Origin of the sequence: Rhodococcus sp. 008 (assembly GCF_001682295.1) — a bacterium.
In the GTDB taxonomy this organism is placed as follows: Bacteria; Actinomycetota; Actinomycetes; order Mycobacteriales; family Mycobacteriaceae; genus Rhodococcus_F; species Rhodococcus_F qingshengii.
Map to the genome: position 1 here is coordinate 5012184 of NZ_CP012749.1, position 16319 is coordinate 5028502.

15 protein-coding genes are annotated in these 16319 nt (G+C 64.0%); 12 read left to right on the forward strand and 3 right to left on the reverse strand.

Going from position 1 to position 16319, the window contains the following annotated elements; translation table 11 throughout:
- Positions 1 to 64 precede the first annotated feature (64 nt).
- Positions 65 to 934: a PhzF family phenazine biosynthesis protein gene (locus AOT96_RS23350; protein WP_231917303.1), complete on the reverse strand. Its 870-nt coding sequence runs from the start codon at positions 932 to 934 to the stop codon at positions 65 to 67.
- Between the two features lie 121 nt (positions 935 to 1055).
- Here AOT96_RS23350 and AOT96_RS23355 point away from each other — a divergent pair, with 121 nt between their 5' ends.
- A complete protein-coding gene (locus tag AOT96_RS23355) occupies positions 1056 to 1517 on the forward strand; it encodes a PPOX class F420-dependent oxidoreductase (RefSeq protein ID WP_063316564.1) in 462 nt (153 codons plus the stop codon).
- Between the two features lie 209 nt (positions 1518 to 1726).
- Positions 1727 to 2272 (forward strand): alpha/beta fold hydrolase, encoded by a 546-nt coding sequence (locus AOT96_RS23360; protein ID WP_065352922.1) that lies wholly within the window; start codon positions 1727 to 1729, stop codon positions 2270 to 2272.
- A gap of 77 nt (positions 2273 to 2349) precedes the next feature.
- On the opposite strand, the gene mtr is transcribed toward AOT96_RS23360, so the two are convergent.
- Positions 2350 to 3726: a mycothione reductase gene (gene mtr / locus AOT96_RS23365; protein WP_065352392.1), complete on the reverse strand. Its 1377-nt coding sequence runs from the start codon at positions 3724 to 3726 to the stop codon at positions 2350 to 2352.
- Positions 3723 to 4772, reverse strand: a complete 1050-nt coding sequence (locus tag AOT96_RS23370; RefSeq protein WP_003942674.1) for an alpha/beta hydrolase — start codon at positions 4770 to 4772, stop codon at positions 3723 to 3725. The genes mtr and AOT96_RS23370 overlap by 4 nt, the downstream gene beginning before the upstream one ends.
- A 206-nt stretch (positions 4773 to 4978) precedes the next feature.
- Here AOT96_RS23370 and mqo point away from each other — a divergent pair, with 206 nt between their 5' ends.
- The 10 genes from mqo to AOT96_RS23420 all read left to right on the forward strand — a co-directional run bounded on the left by mqo (position 4979) and on the right by AOT96_RS23420 (position 16318).
- Complete coding sequence (mqo, locus tag AOT96_RS23375; RefSeq protein ID WP_230359902.1) at positions 4979 to 6457, forward strand: malate dehydrogenase (quinone); 1479 nt, start codon at positions 4979 to 4981, stop codon at positions 6455 to 6457.
- Positions 6458 to 6468: 11 nt separating this feature from the next.
- Entirely contained in the window at positions 6469 to 6945 is a 477-nt protein-coding gene (locus tag AOT96_RS23380; RefSeq protein WP_003942808.1) for a GNAT family N-acetyltransferase, read from the forward strand.
- Between the two features lie 224 nt (positions 6946 to 7169).
- Positions 7170 to 9131, forward strand: a complete 1962-nt coding sequence (locus tag AOT96_RS23385) for a magnesium chelatase subunit D family protein (RefSeq protein WP_042450884.1) — start codon at positions 7170 to 7172, stop codon at positions 9129 to 9131.
- A gap of 21 nt (positions 9132 to 9152) precedes the next feature.
- The gene (cobO, locus tag AOT96_RS23390) at positions 9153 to 9767 is read left to right on the forward strand and encodes a cob(I)yrinic acid a,c-diamide adenosyltransferase (RefSeq protein ID WP_064073685.1); all 615 of its coding nucleotides are present in this window, start codon (positions 9153 to 9155) and stop codon (positions 9765 to 9767) included.
- On the forward strand, positions 9761 to 11137 hold the full coding sequence (locus AOT96_RS23395; protein WP_065352393.1) for a cobyrinate a,c-diamide synthase: 1377 nt from the start codon (positions 9761 to 9763) through the stop codon (positions 11135 to 11137). The genes cobO and AOT96_RS23395 overlap by 7 nt, the downstream gene beginning before the upstream one ends.
- Entirely contained in the window at positions 11121 to 11534 is a 414-nt protein-coding gene (locus AOT96_RS23400) for a cobalamin biosynthesis protein (RefSeq protein ID WP_037130389.1), read from the forward strand. The genes AOT96_RS23395 and AOT96_RS23400 overlap by 17 nt, the downstream gene beginning before the upstream one ends.
- Positions 11531 to 12757: a uroporphyrinogen-III C-methyltransferase gene (cobA, locus tag AOT96_RS23405; protein WP_047271356.1), complete on the forward strand. Its 1227-nt coding sequence runs from the start codon at positions 11531 to 11533 to the stop codon at positions 12755 to 12757. The genes AOT96_RS23400 and cobA overlap by 4 nt, the downstream gene beginning before the upstream one ends.
- A gap of 11 nt (positions 12758 to 12768) precedes the next feature.
- Complete coding sequence (locus AOT96_RS23410; protein ID WP_003942680.1) at positions 12769 to 14265, forward strand: MFS transporter; 1497 nt, start codon at positions 12769 to 12771, stop codon at positions 14263 to 14265.
- A gap of 80 nt (positions 14266 to 14345) precedes the next feature.
- The gene (locus AOT96_RS23415) at positions 14346 to 14774 is read left to right on the forward strand and encodes a CBS domain-containing protein (RefSeq protein ID WP_007735005.1); all 429 of its coding nucleotides are present in this window, start codon (positions 14346 to 14348) and stop codon (positions 14772 to 14774) included.
- A 35-nt stretch (positions 14775 to 14809) separates the two neighbouring features.
- Positions 14810 to 16318, forward strand: a complete 1509-nt coding sequence (locus tag AOT96_RS23420) for a protein adenylyltransferase SelO (protein ID WP_042450753.1) — start codon at positions 14810 to 14812, stop codon at positions 16316 to 16318.
- Position 16319 lies beyond the last annotated feature (1 nt).

Consider the following 16319-nt stretch of genomic DNA (forward strand, 5'->3'; position numbering starts at 1 on the left):
GCTCTTGTGACGTCGCTCTGGTGAATAGACCCGCCGGCGGGGAGGAACTCATCGCTGAGGTTGACTATTGCCCGTCGACGACGGGCACTGCGGTGCCGGTGACCGAGATACCGCCGTCGACTGGGATGTCGACTTCGAGCACACTGGGACGCCCGACGTGTCGGCCCTGGTGGATGGTGATCCGCCGCGGAGTGGCCGCGGGTTCGAGTTTGCGCAGGTAACCGCCGGTCGATGCCGCTGCGGACCCGGTTGCGGGATCCTCGACGATGTTTCCCACCGGAAACAGATTTCGGGCTTCAAAGGTGTTGTCGTCGAGGGGATGCAGGATCGTCACCGTGCCGGCCCATCCCTGCGCGTCCATCAGAGTTCGCATTGCGGATGGATCGAAGGTGAACTCGTCGAATGTCGACTGATCACGAAGTACGACGATCGGGTGAGTGTTGCCGGCGTACGAAAGCATTGCGGGATACCGCGCGTCGAGCGCAGACGAATCGACGCCGATGAGCCCGAGCAGCGCTGTCAGCACGGCGTGATCGATCGGCGAGACCGACGGTTCGACGCTGGTGAAGGTCGCGGTGGACCTTCCGTCCTCGTCGGTCGCCGTGTCGATGGATACCGGTCCGATCGGTGTTTCGAATGTGAAGGTTCCGTCGCCGTCTCGCTCGGTGAGAGCGATGGCCGTCGCAATAGTGGCATGACCGCAGAACGGTACTTCGGCGATAGGGGAGAAGTACCGGATCCGGCTGTGGCGCGGGTTGCCTCCGAGTTCCGGTTCGATGAGGAACGCCGTCTCGGCATACCCGATTTCGGCTGCAACAGATTGTAATTCGGAGTCGTCGAGTCCGCGCGCGTCGAGCACTACGCCGGCCGGATTACCGCCGGCCGGATCCGAACTGAACGCAGTCAGCCGGAGGATGTCGTGAGAAGTTGCCATGTCGACCATCTTTGTCCGCTGTCGTCCATCGGGGGAAGAGACATCGCGCGATTGCGGTCCGCGATCTTCGAACTGGACTGCCCCCGGAACAAACCGGCCGCACGGCGTCGTTGGTGCAGATATGAGCAATGACACAGACACCGACGACGCGTTGTTCGCACTCGTGGCCGAGGGAAAACAAGGTGTGTTGGCAACCGTCAAGCGTGACGGCCGCCCACAGTTGTCCAACATCATTTACCGCTGGGATGACGAGTCGAAGACGGCTTCCGTGTCCGTCACGGCCGATCGCGCCAAGAGTAAAAATGCGATCCGCGATCCGCGGGTTTCCCTTCACGTCAGCGCGCCCGACTTCTGGAGCTACGCCGTGATCGAAGGACTTGCTGTGGTGACACCCGCAGCGGCCGATCCTCACGACGAAGTGTCGGACGCCCTGGTCGAGCTGTACCGGGACATCAGCGGCCAGGAGCATCCCGATTGGGAGGAGTACCGCGAAGCGATGGTGGCAGAGCGTCGACAGATCCTCACGGTGCGCGCTGATCACGTCTACGGAATGACGAGGCTCCCCAAACCGTCCGGTACCTAGAGCCGCGCCCCACTGGAGTTCGGCCCACCCCCACTTTCGAGCGAACGGTACGTCCGTCGCCTCAGATGCGCCGAAAGCCACTTTCGCTCCGAGTGGAGGCGGTACAGAGCGAACAATTCGGGCTCGTAGCGGCGCGTGAATGTATGAGTGGTCATACTTCTGTCGACTCCAGGGTCCTCCACTGTGTGGATCGCGTACCGTTTCCAGACATGGAATTGACTCGAGTAGCGGTGGGCAGTGGTTCGTGCACCGTTCGGATCGACGGGCCGGTCAGCAAGCATGCGGTACTCCTGCTCCCGGGCAAGGGCGACCCCGTCGACTTGTACGACGATGTGTGTGAGCGACTGCATCATTCGGACCTGCGGACCGTCGCGGTGGAATCGATCGAGAATCTCGACGAGACCTCGGCAGTGGTACTTCTGGACGAGTTGAACATCGCCTGGGTGAATCTGGTCGGTCACCGGGAGGGCGCCGATCTCGCGTGGCTGTTGGCTGCACGTCAGTTCGGCCGCTTCGCGAGTTTGATCGCCGTGGACCGTGGACATCCGTCGGCCAGCGATGTTGCCGGCGTTCCGCCGGTCGAGGTTCCGACCACCGTAGTCGTGGGCAGTGGAGGTCGGGCCATCGCCGACGCCAGCGGTCGTTTCGTGTACTCCGACTTCCGCGTGACGGAACTTCCGGGTGTCGACGACGTCGTCAAGTCGGCACCGGCCGAACTCGCAACCGAGATCGTGCTGCGTACCAGCCCCTGGTGAAACTCTGACCTACGAAAAGGCGGGCATTCCCATTGCGAGGAGTGCCCGCCTTTTCGGCGTCATTGGGGCGGCGGGGCTCAGATGTCGAGGCCGAGCAGCGCGTTCTCGACCACTTCGGCCAGGGCCGGGTGGATCCAGTACTGGCCACGCGCCATGTCCTGAGCTGACAAACCGAAGCTCATCGCCTGAATGAGCGGCTGGATGACGGTCGGAGCCTGCGTACCCATGACGTGGGCGCCGAGGATGCGTCCGGTGCCGCGCTCGGCGATCACCTTGCAGATGCCCTCCTGATCCTCCATCGCCCAGCCGTACGCGACGTCGCCGTAAGCCTGCACCTTGATGGTGATGTCGAGTCCGGCGTCGCGAGCCTGCTTCTCCGTCATTCCGACGTCGGCGATCTGCGGGTCGGTGAACACGGCTGCCGGTACGAAGCGGTGATCGGTGCTGCGAAGCCCGGACGTGTCCTTCCACGCGTCCTGGAGCAGGTTGTGCTGAACAACGCGCGCTTCATGGTTGGCGACGTGCTTGAGCTGGTACGGCGAGGAGACGTCACCGAGTGCGAAGACGCCCTCGGCGGTGGTGCGTTGGTATTCGTCGACCACGATCGAGCCCTTGTCGTCGAGTTCGACGCCGGCCTTGTCGAGACCGAGTAGGTCACCGTTCGGCTGACGACCGACCGCGACGAGGAGAACGTCACCGGAAACGACTGTGCCATTTGCCAGTTCGACGGCGATGTTGTCGCCATCGCCGCGTACCGACGTGAGGGGGGAGCCCAGATGGACGTCCCACTTCTGTTCGGCCAACTCGGTGAAGCGCTCGGAGATCTCGTCGTCGAGGTGCCGCAGCAGTCGCTGGCTGCGACCGATGATCGACACGCGAGAACCCAACGCGGAGAACACGTGTGCGAACTCGGTGGCGATGAATCCGGAGCCGACGATCACGAGGTGCTCGGGAAGTTCGGGCAGTCGCATGATGTCTTCGTTGGTGTAGTACTTCACACCACTCGACGCGATCTCGTCCGGGATGATCGGACGCGAACCGGCTGCGATGACCACCTGGTCAGCGGTGATCGTCTCGCCGGTTCCGGTGTCGATCGTCTTGTCGCCGGTGAACGTGGCGTGGCCGCGGTAGACGGTGGTGTTGGGACTGTCTTCGCTGCGGTACCGCTCACCACCTGCAGAAATGGGATCGATGCGGCCGAAGACGCGCTTGACGATGTCGGACCAACGAACGCCGTCGAGAGTGGCGTCGACGCCGTACTTCTCGGCAGTGGTGACGGTGCGTGCCACCTCGGCGGCGTAGACGAACATCTTGGTCGGGATACACCCGACATTGAGGCACGTTCCGCCGAAGGTGCCCTCTTCGAGGATTGCGATCTTCTTGCCGTCGAACCGCTCGTCGGGCAGCGAGTTTCCGGATCCGCTGCCGATGATTGCAAGGTCGTAGTGCGTCACTGCGCGATCTCCTGTGTGTTGCTTGCTGTGCTTGCCGAACTTTCTGCGGCCGGGGTGAGGTGGCCGTCGAGCCACTCCAACCACAGGTCGAGTTCGGAAAAGGCTGTGGCCAAGGGCTTCTCGGTCGAAAGGAACACGTCGTGACGGGCGCCGTCGATCGGGACGATGGTGGTGCGATCGCCGAGGCAACCGGCCCAACGTGCGATCTGCTTGACGTCGAGCACGGAATCGGCGAGGTCGACGCTCGGGTTGTACGCCTTCGCGAACTGCGACTTCTTCGAGCGCAGAATCAGCGCGGGCACTCCGATGTCTAGGCCGCGGTGAAGTTTTGCGTGACCCGCTCGGACGGCCCGCATCCAGCCGAAGGTAACGGGGCAGCCTGCCAGTGGCTTCCAGTCGAGGTTGTAATCCCAGACGCCGTTGGCCGAAACATGAAGACTGGAACCGTAAGTCGGTAGCCCAGTTCCCGGGATCACCGTCTTCGCCGATACCCGTCCGAGCGCATCGATCGCCGTAGTACCGACGTTGCGCACCACTGAGGGACCCTGAAGGTCGAACCAGGGGCTGTTGAGTACCAGCCCGCAGATTCCGGCGCCGTCGCTGCCACCGGGCTTGCGCTGCAAACGGTTCAGCCAGAGCGGAACGATCAGACCGCCGGTGGAGTGCGCCATGAGCAGCACCTCGCTGCCCTCGGTCTCGCTGCGGACGATGCGCAGCGCTTCGTTCAGTTCGGCGTCGTAGAGCGCAAGGTCGGAGACGTAATGAGCTGTGTGCCCCGGTTTGAGGGAGCGGCCGCACTTACGCAGGTCGAGTGCGAAGAAGGCGTAACCCTGCTCGGCAAAGTGCTCGGCGAGGTGCTTCTGGAAGAAGTAATCGGTGAAGCCGTGCACGTACAAAACGGCACGGTGTGTCTTCACCGCCTCCTTCTGCGGTTGGTAGCGGACCAGTGTTGCGTCCACCTCGCCTTCGCCGTCCGGATCCGTTCCGAGCGGGATCGTCAGCTGCTGATATCCGTCACCGAGGACGTCTGGAACCCAAGTAGTCACAAATCACAATCTAATCGTCGTTTCGAGTGCGCGTTGTAGAGCACAATTGGGGGTGGTGAACCGCGCGTGTACGCACGGGTAACCTATTCGGCGTAACACAGCAGGCGGATGCGCGCACGGCTAATGACAAGGAAGTCGATTCTCCAGTGTCGAATCAGAACGCGGTAGAGACGAAGACGGATGTAGTGCTCGTGGGCGCAGGCATCATGAGCGCCACGCTGGGTGCATTGCTGCGCCAGCTGCAGCCCGATTGGTCGATCTCGACCTTCGAGCGGCTCGATGCCGTCGCAGCCGAGAGCAGCGACCCCTGGAACAACGCGGGAACCGGTCACTCAGCCCTGTGTGAGCTCAATTACACACCTGAGAACTCGGACGGCACGGTCGACATCAAGAAGGCCGTCAACGTCAACGAGCAGTTCCAGGTGTCACGCCAGTTCTGGGCACACGCGGTAGAGCAGGGCGTCCTGACACAGCCCAAGGAATTCATCAACCCCATCGCGCACGTGAGCTTCGTTCACGGTGAGGCCAACGCCAAGTACCTCCGTGCTCGTTACGACGCACTTGCCGGCCACACGCTCTTCCGCGGTATGGAGTACATCGACGATCCGGCCGAGTTCAGCAAGCGTTTGCCGCTCATGGCCAAGGGACGCGACTTCTCCGATCCCATCGCCCTGAACTGGAGCCAGGACGGCACCGACGTCGATTTCGGAGCGCTCACCAAGCAGCTCATCGGCTACATCGGCAAGACCGGCGGCAAGATGTACTTCGGCCACGAGGTCACCAACCTGACGCAGAACTCGGACAAGTCCTGGACCGTCAAGGTCACCAACCGTCGCACCGGTGAAAAGCGCACCGTTCGCTCGCGCTTCGTGTTCGTCGGTGCCGGTGGCGGCGCCCTGCACCTGCTGCAGAAGTCGGGCATCAAGGAAGCCAAGGGCTTCGGTGGCTTCCCGGTCAGCGGTGCCTTCCTGCGATGCACCAACCCCGAACTCATCGACCAGCACAGCGCCAAGGTCTACGGCAAGGCTGCCGTCGGCGCCCCGCCCATGTCGGTGCCTCACCTGGACACCCGTGTCATCGGCAACAAGCCGGGTCTGCTGTTCGGTCCCTACGCTGGTTGGTCGCCGAAGTTCCTCAAGCAGGGTCGCGTCACGGACCTGCCCGGCTCGGTCAAGCCGAACAACATCCTCTCGATGCTCGGTGTCGGTGTCAGCGAGCTCGGCCTGGTCAAGTACCTGGTCAGCGAGCTTGCCAAGAACGAAGCCGGTCGCATCTGGGATCTGCGTGAGTTCGCGCCCAAGGCGCAGGCCCAGGACTGGGAACTCATCACCGCGGGCCAGCGCGTCCAGGTGATCCGCCGTGCCAAGGGCAAGGGTGGTGTCCTCGAATTCGGTACCGCTGTGGTCGCCGCTGAGGACGGTTCCATCGCCGGCCTGCTCGGTGCTTCGCCCGGTGCGTCCACGGCCGTCCCGGCGATGCTGGACGTACTCGAGCGCTGCTTCCCGACCGAGTTCCAGGGTTGGAAGGGCAAGCTCCGCGAGATGGTTCCGTCCATCGGCGTCAAGCTCACCGACAACGAAGGCCTGTTCAACCAGGTCTGGGATTGGTCCTCGAAGGTTCTCGAGCTCGATTCCGCCGGTGCTTCCGAATCGGCTCCGGTCGCGGATACCGCCGCGACTGTGTGATAGTCCAACCCATGACGGCAACAGCAGCTTTGAAGCGTTCATGGGCACTCGATCTCGACAACAAGACGTTCTACGAGTTGTTGAAGCTTCGAGTGGAGGTCTTTGTCGTCGAGCAGGCTTGCCCGTATCCCGAGTTGGACGGGCGGGACCTGCTGACGGAAACACGCCACTTCTGGCTCGAGCAGGACGGCCAGGTGGTGTGCACGCTCCGGCTGCTCGAAGAGCACGACGACGGAAACAAGAGCTTCCGAATCGGACGCCTCTGCACGTCGCGTCAGGCTCGCGGCCAGGGCCACACGACCCGCCTCCTGCAGGCCGCACTGGCCGAGGTCGGCGAAGCGCCGTGCCGGATCAATGCACAGACCTACTTGGTCGAGATGTACGCCAAGCACGGATTCAAGGCTGACGGCGAAGAGTTCATCGAAGACGGCATCCCGCACACCCCGATGCGTCGTGGTGGGGGAGAGCCTTTCGTGGCCGTCAGCTAGTTTGTCGGAGAATTGACCCTGGTCGGCTCGTGGGAAAGCGAGCCGACTAGGGTTTTTTCGATACCGAATGTTCGCGGGGAAGTCCTGTTCGATCCAGGCGCGGTCCCGCCACTGTGAAAGATCTCTCCTCTACCGATAAACCGGGAGATCTCAGCCAGGTTGCCGCGACATTCGAGTGCAGCCAAATTCTCGGCGAGGAAACCGAGAGGTGGAGGGATATCGACGTGCGAAGTGAAGAAGATCGACCAGTGGCGGGCTTCCCGTTCAGTGCTGTGGTCGGCCAGGATCAATTGCGATTGGCGCTGATCCTGTGTGCGGTGCATCCAGGGATCGGCGGGGTCCTGGTTCGCGGTGAGAAGGGAACTGCCAAGTCGACGGTCGTGCGCGCGCTGACTGCGCTGCTGCCCGCGGTCGACGACGCCGGAACGAGACGACCGGCCCGCTTGGTCGAACTGCCCGTGGGCGCCACCGAAGACCGGGTGATCGGTTCGATCGACTTGGAGAAGGTTCTGCGTGACGGTGAGCGCGCATTCCAACCTGGACTGCTCGCCGCCGCTCACCAGGGTGTTCTGTACGTCGACGAGGTGAATCTGCTTCACGACCACCTGGTCGACGTGCTTCTCGACGCCGCGGCGATGGGCCGGGTTCACATCGAGCGTGACGGCATCTCCCATTCGCATCCGGCCAAGTTCGTACTCGTCGGCACGATGAATCCCGAAGAGGGAGAACTGCGTCCGCAACTTCTGGACCGTTTCGGTCTGGCTGTCGACGTCGCCGCTTCCCGCGACGTCGACATTCGCATGGAAGTGGTGCGTCGCCGACTCGACTACGAGCGTGACCCCGAGGCATTTGTCGCTCGGTACGTATCCGCCGATGAGGAGTTGGCGTCCGAAATCCTCACGGCGCGTGAGAAATTGGACTCGGTCGAGCTGAGCAACCGCGAACTGCGTCGTATCGCCTCGCTGTGTGCGTCGTTCGACGTCGACGGTATGCGCGCGGACTTGGTGCTGGCGCGCACCGCGACGGCCCACGCTGCCTGGCGTGGCGACAGTGAAGTCACTGCGGAGGACGTACGAGTAGCGGCGGAACTGACGCTGCCGCATCGCCGCCGCCGCGATCCGTTCGACGAGCCCGGCTTGGATCAGCAGCAGTTGGACGATGCGCTCGAGCAGGCCGATCAGGATGCTCAGTCGCAGGTAGAGGACGACGCGCGCGACGGAGAGCCCGAACCTCCCGAAAATCACGAAGACCGTGGCCCGGAAGATGGCGGCTCCGATGACGGCGGTCCCGGAGACGAAGGGCCGGACGACGACGGGCCTGATGACGACGGCCCGGACGACCCAGACGGACCTGGTGGGGGAGTACGCGCCACCGATCGTCCCTCGGCGCCACCGGCCGGCGAATTCAAGGCCAAGCTCCTCGAAGTTCCGGGAGTCGGTGAAGGTGCACCGGGACGACGCTCGCGGTCCATGTCGTCCCGTGGACGAGTTGTGCGGTCCACGCGGGAGCGTGGGCACGGATTGCATCTGACGAGCACGGTCTTTGCCGCAGCCGAGTCTCAAGTTGCCCGTGGTCGCACTGCTGGACGGTTGCGGCTGGCACCGGCTGACCTCCGCGGCGCGATACGTGAAGGGCGAGAAGGCAATCTGATCGTCTTCGTTGTCGACGCGTCGGGGTCGATGGCAGCACGCGACCGCCTCTCCGCGGTCACCGGTGCGGTTGTCTCGTTGCTCCGCGACGCCTATCAGCGCCGCGACAAGGTCGCCGTCATCACTGTCCGTGGTCGTGAAGCGGAGCTCGTACTGCCGCCGACATCTTCGGTGGACATCGCTGTCCGTCGCTTGCAGTCGATGCGTACCGGCGGCAAATCCCCACTCGCAGAGGGATTCCTGCGTGCTCGCGAAGTGGTTCTGCGTGAACGACTTCGTGACCCGCAGCGTCGCGCCCTCGTCGTCACACTCACCGACGGCCGGGCAACCGGCGGCAAGGACGCGCTGCACCGCGCCCGCGTCGCCGCGCATCTTCTCGCCGACGCGTCCGTCGCGTCCATCGTCGTCGACTGCGAGACCGGCCTCGTGCGTCTGGGGCTGGCGGCCGAGTTGGCGCGAGAACTACGTGGCGGATACGTCCGCCTCGCCGAATTGTCAGCGCAGCAGGTCGCGGGTGTCGTCCGCGCCGCAGCCTAGATCCCAGCTCAGGAGTTCACGATGCCCAAGGGTGTTCCCGAGACAGTTCCCGACGACGGTCTGACCACGCGTCAGCGTCGTAACGCGCCGGTACTTGCCGTGCACACCGGCGCGGGAAAGGGTAAGTCCACCGCCGCTTTCGGCATGGCGCTGCGTGCCTGGAATCAGGGGTTCGACATCGGCGTGTTCCAGTTCGTGAAGAGTGCCAAGTGGAAGGTCGGAGAGGAAGCCGCGTTCCGCGCGCTCGGAAACCTGCACGACGAAACCGGCGTCGGTGGGCCGGTGCAGTGGCACAAGATGGGCGAAGGTTGGTCATGGACACGCAAGGCCGGTAGCGAGGAAGATCATGCTGCTGCCGCTGCGGAGGGTTGGCAGGAGATCGCGAGAAGGCTTGCGAGCGAGGAACATCGATTCTATGTCCTCGACGAGTTCACCTATCCGCTCAAGTGGGGCTGGGTCGACGTCGACGAGGTCGTGCAGACACTGCGCGATCGTCCGGGCAACCAGCACGTTGTCATCACGGGACGCGACGCCCCGCAGGCGTTGATCGACGCCGCCGACCTCGTGACCGAGATGACCAAGATCAAGCACCCGATGGATGCCGGCCGAAAGGGCCAACGGGGCATCGAATGGTAAGTCCTTCCACTCCGGCCGTGGTGATCGCCGCTCCTGCCTCGGGTAGCGGAAAGACCACGGTGGCAACGGGATTGATCGGCGCGCTGCGACGGTCCGGTAGCAGCGTTGCACCCTTCAAGGTGGGGCCGGACTACATCGACCCGGGTTATCACGGACTCGCGGCAGGGCGGCCCGGACGCAACCTCGACACTGTTCTGGTGGGCCCGGATCGCATCGGACCGCTCTACCGGCATGGAACCGCTGGTTGCGACATCGCCGTGGTCGAAGGCGTCATGGGTCTGTTCGACGGGAAGATCGACGAGGCAAACTCGCAGCCGTCGGCGGAGGGATCGACGGCGCAGGTCGCGTCGATCCTCGGTTCGCCGGTAGTCCTCGTGATCGACGCCCGTGGGCACAGTCAGAGTCTGGCCGCCGTACTCCACGGCTTCGCGACCTACGACGCAGGTGTGCGCATCGGCGGCGTCATTCTCAATCGCGTCGGGAGCGCTCGTCACGAGCAGGTGTTGCGTCATGCGTGCGACAAGGTCGGCGTCGCAGTGCTCGGGGTTGTGCCACGGTTGACGGAACTCGAAGTTCCCTCCCGGCATCTCGGCCTGATTCCGGCGGCCGAGCACGGCGCCGCCGCTGTGGCCGCAGTGGACGCGATGTCCGATTTGATTGCCTCGCACGTCGATCTGGGTGCTGTTCGCGCACTCGCCGCCTCGAACGTGAGTGCAGCTGTATGGGATCCGGTTGCCGAGGTCGGCGCACACGCAGAGTCTCGGCCTGTGGTTGCCATGGCGGGTGGCCCGGCCTTCACCTTCGGCTACGCCGAGCACCGGGAGCTGTTGACTGCTGCCGGCGCGGACGTGCAGGTGTTCGACCCGTTGCGGGACGAGCTTCCTGCGGGAACTGCCGCTCTGGTCCTTCCCGGTGGCTTCCCGGAAGAACACGCGGTAGACCTTGCGGCCAATACCGTACTGCTGCAGCAGGTTCGCGATCTGGCGGACGGCGGTGCACCGATCCACGCCGAGTGTGCCGGTCTGCTCTACCTCGCTCGCAGCTTGGACGGTCACAGCATGGCCGGTGTGGTCGGAGTGGATGCGACGTTCGGGAAACGCCTGACCCTCGGGTATCGCGAAGCAGTCGCGATCAGCGACTCCAGCCTCTTCGACGCAGGCTCCCGCGTCACCGGTCACGAGTTCCACCGAACGTCTCTCGTCTCGGCAGACGCGGACGGTTGCGGAAGTGCGTGGGGGTGGCGGCCCTGGGACGGCGGCAGTGTCCACGAAGGGTTTGTTCGCGGTGGCGTCCACGCGTCGTATCTGCACACTGATCCGGTGGGGCAGCCCGAATCGATCGCGAAGTTCGTCGATGCCGCACGGGGATGACCTCTGTATCGGCGTGGGATTCACGACGAGTGTCACCGCGAAGGACATCGTCGCTGCGGTGAAGGCTGTGCCCGCGGCGCAAGGGAAGATCGTGGTACTCGCCACTGTGGCGGCAAAAGCTGAGTCTTCGGCTCTTCTGACAGCGGCCCATGAACTGAACGTCCCGATTGTGAGTTTCGCCCCGGACGTACTTGCGCGAGTTCAAGTTCCGTCACCATCGCCTCGCGTCGAGAACGCCGTCGGAACGGCAAGCGTCGCGGAAGCGGCTGCGATCCTTGCGTCCGGGGGCGGCCGACTTGTGCTGGCCAAGACTGCCAGGGATGGAGTGACCGTGGCCGCGGCCCGTAAAGTTCCCTCCAGCTTGACCAATTCTGACAACGAAACGGAGTGCGAGTGAGCGAGTCCACCGCAGACGAGACCAACTACCTGGTCGGCCTCAACCTGACCGATCGACGCGTGGTCGTGTTCGGTGGCGGCACTGTGGCTCAGCGCCGACTCGGACTGCTGGTCGCCTCTGGTGCCCGCGTTCACGTCATCAGTCGCGCGTTCACTCCAGCCGTCGAAGGTATGGCCACTGCCGGTCAGATCACGGTCGAAGAGCGTCCGTACGCCGACGGCGACCTCGAAGGTGCGTGGTACGCCATCGCCTCGACCGACGAGCCGGAAACCAATGCGGCGATCGTCGCCGAAGCGGAGCGTCGCCACATCTTCTGCGTGCGCGCCGACAACGCGAAGCACGGCACCGCCGTCACTCCCGCCAGCGCCGAGTACGACGGTATGAGCATCGGAATTCTGGCGGGCGGCGATCACCGTCGTTCGGCAGCGGTCCGCACCGCCGTCGTCGAAGGTCTTCAGTCGGGCGTGCTCGCCGATACGGCCGAGCCTGCCGCTGCGGGTGTTGCTCTCGTCGGTGGTGGCCCCGGTGATCCCGATCTGATCACCGTGCGCGGACGCCGTTTGCTCGCCCGCGCCGACGTCGTCGTGGCCGACCGATTGGCTCCGCCGGAGTTGCTCGCCGAACTGGGTCCGGACGTAGAGGTGATCGACGCCGCGAAGATCCCGTACGGCCGTGCCATGGCTCAGGAGGCCATCAACGCCGCGCTGATCGACAACGCGAAGGCAGGCAAGTTCGTGGTCCGCCTCAAGGGCGGGGACCCGTACGTCTTCGGACGGGGATACGAAGAACTCGAAGCGTGTGCCGCTGCCGGCGTTCCGGTGACCGTAGTGCCCGGAATCACGAGCGCGATCTCGGTCCCGTCGGCCGCAGGCATCCCGGTCACCCACCGCGGGGTCACCCACGAGTTCGTCGTCGTCAGTGGGCACGTGGCTCCGGATCATCCGGATTCGCTGGTCGACTGGTCGGCGCTGGCCAAGTTGCGCGGCACGATCGTGCTGCTCATGGCGGTCGAGCGCATCGATCAGTTCGCGAAGGCACTCGTCGACGGTGGACGCCCGTCAACCACGCCGGTCACCGTGATCCAAGAGGGCACTCTGCGCACCCAGCGTGAACTTCGGGCCGATCTGGCGACCGTTGCTCAGCGCGTCAAGGACGAGGAGATCAAGCCTCCGGCGATCATCGTGATCGGGCCGGTCGCGGGCTTTTCCGTCGACGCTGGGTAACGTGAAGTCTTGTGTCTGACTCCCCAACATCTGAAACCGCTTCGGCGAATGCCCCGGTAGCGACTCGAGTCATCGGGCTTGCCATCATCGTCCTGAGTGGTTTGCAGATGATGGTGGTGCTCGACGGTACTGTCGCGAACCTCGCTCTGGCGCCATTGCAGGCCGACCTCGGGCTGAGCGACAGCGGCCGCAACTGGGTGTTGACCTCCTACGCGCTTGCGTTTGGTGGGCTCATGCTCCTCGGTGGTCGGCTCGGCGACGCGTTCGGACGCAAGAAGATGTTCATCGCGGGAGTCTCGCTGTTCACGGTGGCGTCGTTGCTCTGTGGACTCGCCCTGAACGAGGGCATGTTGATCGCAGCGCGGGCGCTTCAAGGTGTCGGCGCAGCCGTGGCGTCGCCCACTGCCTTCGCCCTTGTTGCCACGACTTTCGCCGCGGGTCCGGCTCGTAATCAGGCCATCGCGATTTTTGCCGCCATGACGGGCGTCGGATCGATCGCCGGTCTGATCATCGGCGGCGCATTGACCGAGGTGTCGTGGCGTCTGATCTTCCTCATCAACGTCCCGATCGGCATCGCGCTCGTCGGCATGGCGTTCCGCGCCCTTCGCGAGACGAATCAGACGCGTCTGGCTTTGGATGTCCCCGGCGCGATCCTCGCGACTCTCGGGTGCACCGGTGTTGTTTTTGCTCTCACCGAAGGCCCGGAAATGGGATGGGGGAGTATCGCCGTCATCGGGGCATTGGCGGCCGGATTGGTCGCCCTCGCCGCCTTCCTCTTCGTCGAGCGAACTGCGGACAACCCGCTCTTGCCCTTCTCGTTGTTCGCCGATCGCAACCGTGTCGCGACGTTCCTCGCCATCTTCTTCGTCGGTGGCGCGATGTTCAGCATGACGGCCTTCGTCGCGCTGTTCGTGCAGGACATCATGCAGTATTCGCCGTTGCGTGCCGGTATCGCGTTCATTCCGTTCGCGTTCGGATTGGGCGCCGCCGCGTCGGTTGCTTCCAAGCTCGCCGTGAAGGTTCAACCCCGCTGGCTGGTCCTCACCGGCGTCGTGATCATGATCGTCGGACTCCTCTACGGCTCTACTCTCGATTCCGACTCCACCTACCTGGCCAACTTGTTCGTGCCCGTGATCGGGATCGGATTCGGTATCGGCCTCGCGATGGTGCCCTTGCCACTGTGCGCGATCGCCGGTGTCCCGGAGACCGAGATCGGCCCGCTGACCGCAATCTCCCAAGTTGCCCAGACGCTCGGTGGACCATTGGCGCTGTCGGTGATCGGTGCAATGGCGACGTCCAAGACGCTCTCGCTCGGCGGCACTTCGGGCAAGGCAGCGGACATGAATCCGGCGCAATTGATCGCACTCGGAGAGGGGTACACCTTCGCACTTGTGGGCTGCGCGGTCTGCGCCGTGTTCGCCGGTATCGCGGCGCTGTGCATCAGGTTCACACCTTCTCAGGTAGCCCAGGCTCAGGCTGCGGAGAAGGCAGCTCAGGGAATCGCCTGATCAGTCCTGTTTTTCCGCTTCGCTAGCCGATACGATCGTTGCAGGACGTGCCGAGAGTCTCGACGGATCGGGGTGCCGTGATGCGGATCGCGGACATATTGCGAAACAAGGGCAACAGCATCGTCACGATCGACGCCCACACGACGGTCAACGGGCTGCTGTGCGATCTTGCCCGCCACAACATCGGAGCCATGGTGGTGGTCGACGACGACGCGGTGGTCGGCATCATCTCCGAACGCGATGTCGTTCGACGCCTGCACGAGCGTGGCCCGGACCTTCTCGGGATCCAGGTTTCCGAGGTCATGACCGCTCTGATGTACACGTGTGTTCCGGCAGACGCAGTGGACAGCATTGCCGCGATCATGACCGAGCGTCGAATCCGGCATCTGCCGGTGATCGAGGACGGCAACCTCCTCGGCATCGTTAGTATCGGCGACGTGGTGAAGAGCCGCATCGACGAGCTCAAGAGCGAACGCGATCAGCTCGAGTCGTACATCGATCAGGGCTGATCGATAGGTTGTCGCACGGTGACTACTCTCGTGTGATGGCCGCATTCCAGGAATCCACAGCAGACACGGTCACCATCGTGGCCTGCCTCGAGAGCACGTTCGCCGACGAACTCGGCGCTCTGACGGTGCCGTGGCAAGGTGCTGCCGCCCCTGACCCGCAGTTGCTCGTGGTGAACGAGCAGCTGGCTGCGTCGTTGAGATTGGACGTAGCAGCGCTGCGAAGTGTGGACGGGATCGGCGTCCTGTCCGGCTCGACGGTGCCGGTCGGGGCCACGCCGGTGGCGATGGCGTATGCGGGTCATCAGTTCGGTGGGTACGCACCGATTCTCGGGGATGGTCGGGCGTTGTTGCTCGGAGAACTCGTCAGCAGTGACGGGCAGCGAGTGGACTTGCATCTGAAAGGCTCCGGGCGCACACCGTTCTCTCGGGGCGGCGACGGGTACGCGGTCGTAGGGCCGATGCTGCGTGAATATCTGGTCAGTGAGGCGATGAATGCCCTCGGTGTCCCCACTACGCGCGCGCTGTCTGTCGTGGCGACGGGACGGGACGTTCGCCGCAACGGCGCAGAACCCGGTGCCGTGCTTGCACGGATCGCGTCGAGTCACCTACGCGTTGGGACCTTCGAGTTCGCGGCCCGGCAGGGCGAGGTCTTGCAGCCGCTCACCGACTACGCGATCGCCCGGCACTACCCGGAGCTGACCGAACTTCCGTCAACGGGTATACACAATCGCTATCTGAGGTTCCTCGAGGCGGTCGTCGAGGCGCAGGCGTCACTGGTGGCGAGGTGGATGCTCATCGGTTTCGTGCACGGGGTCATGAACACCGACAACACGACAATTTCGGGAGAGACCATCGATTACGGTCCGTGCGCCTTCCTCGACGCATTCGATCCGGCGGCAGTGTTCAGCTCGATCGACCACGGGGGCCGCTATGCGTTCGGCAATCAGCCCGCTGTACTGAAGTGGAATCTGGCGCGCTTGGCAGAAACACTGTTGCCGCTGATCGATTCCGCACCCGACAATGCGATTTCCGCGGCGTCGGCAGTTCTCGAGACCTTCGACGAGCGCTACGAGGGACACTATGCGGCCGGTTTCGCGGAAAAGCTCGGTCTGGCCCAGCCGTTTGTCGATCGGGCGCTCGTCGACGATCTGCTGACGTTGTTGGCGGAACACGGTGCTGATTGGACGGGCAGTTTCCGCGCACTCGCCGACGAATTGCGTGGAAATTCGGCGCCCCTCGACGACCTCGTGCCACGGGACCACATCGCGTCTTGGTTGCAGCGGTGGCACAGGGCCCTGACGGACCAGGGGCGTGGGGCCGCGGAGACCGCGAGCGCGATGGATCGCGTCAACCCGCTGTACCTTCCGCGTAATCATCACCTCGATGCTGCCCTGCGCGCCGCGACCGACGGCGACCTCGTTCCCTTCGAGAAGCTGCTCGAGGTTGTCACGCATCCATTCGACCGACGCGACGAGTGGACCGACTACACCGAGGCGGCTCCGCAGTCTTTCAGCGAAACATTCCAAACCTTCTGTGGCACTTGAC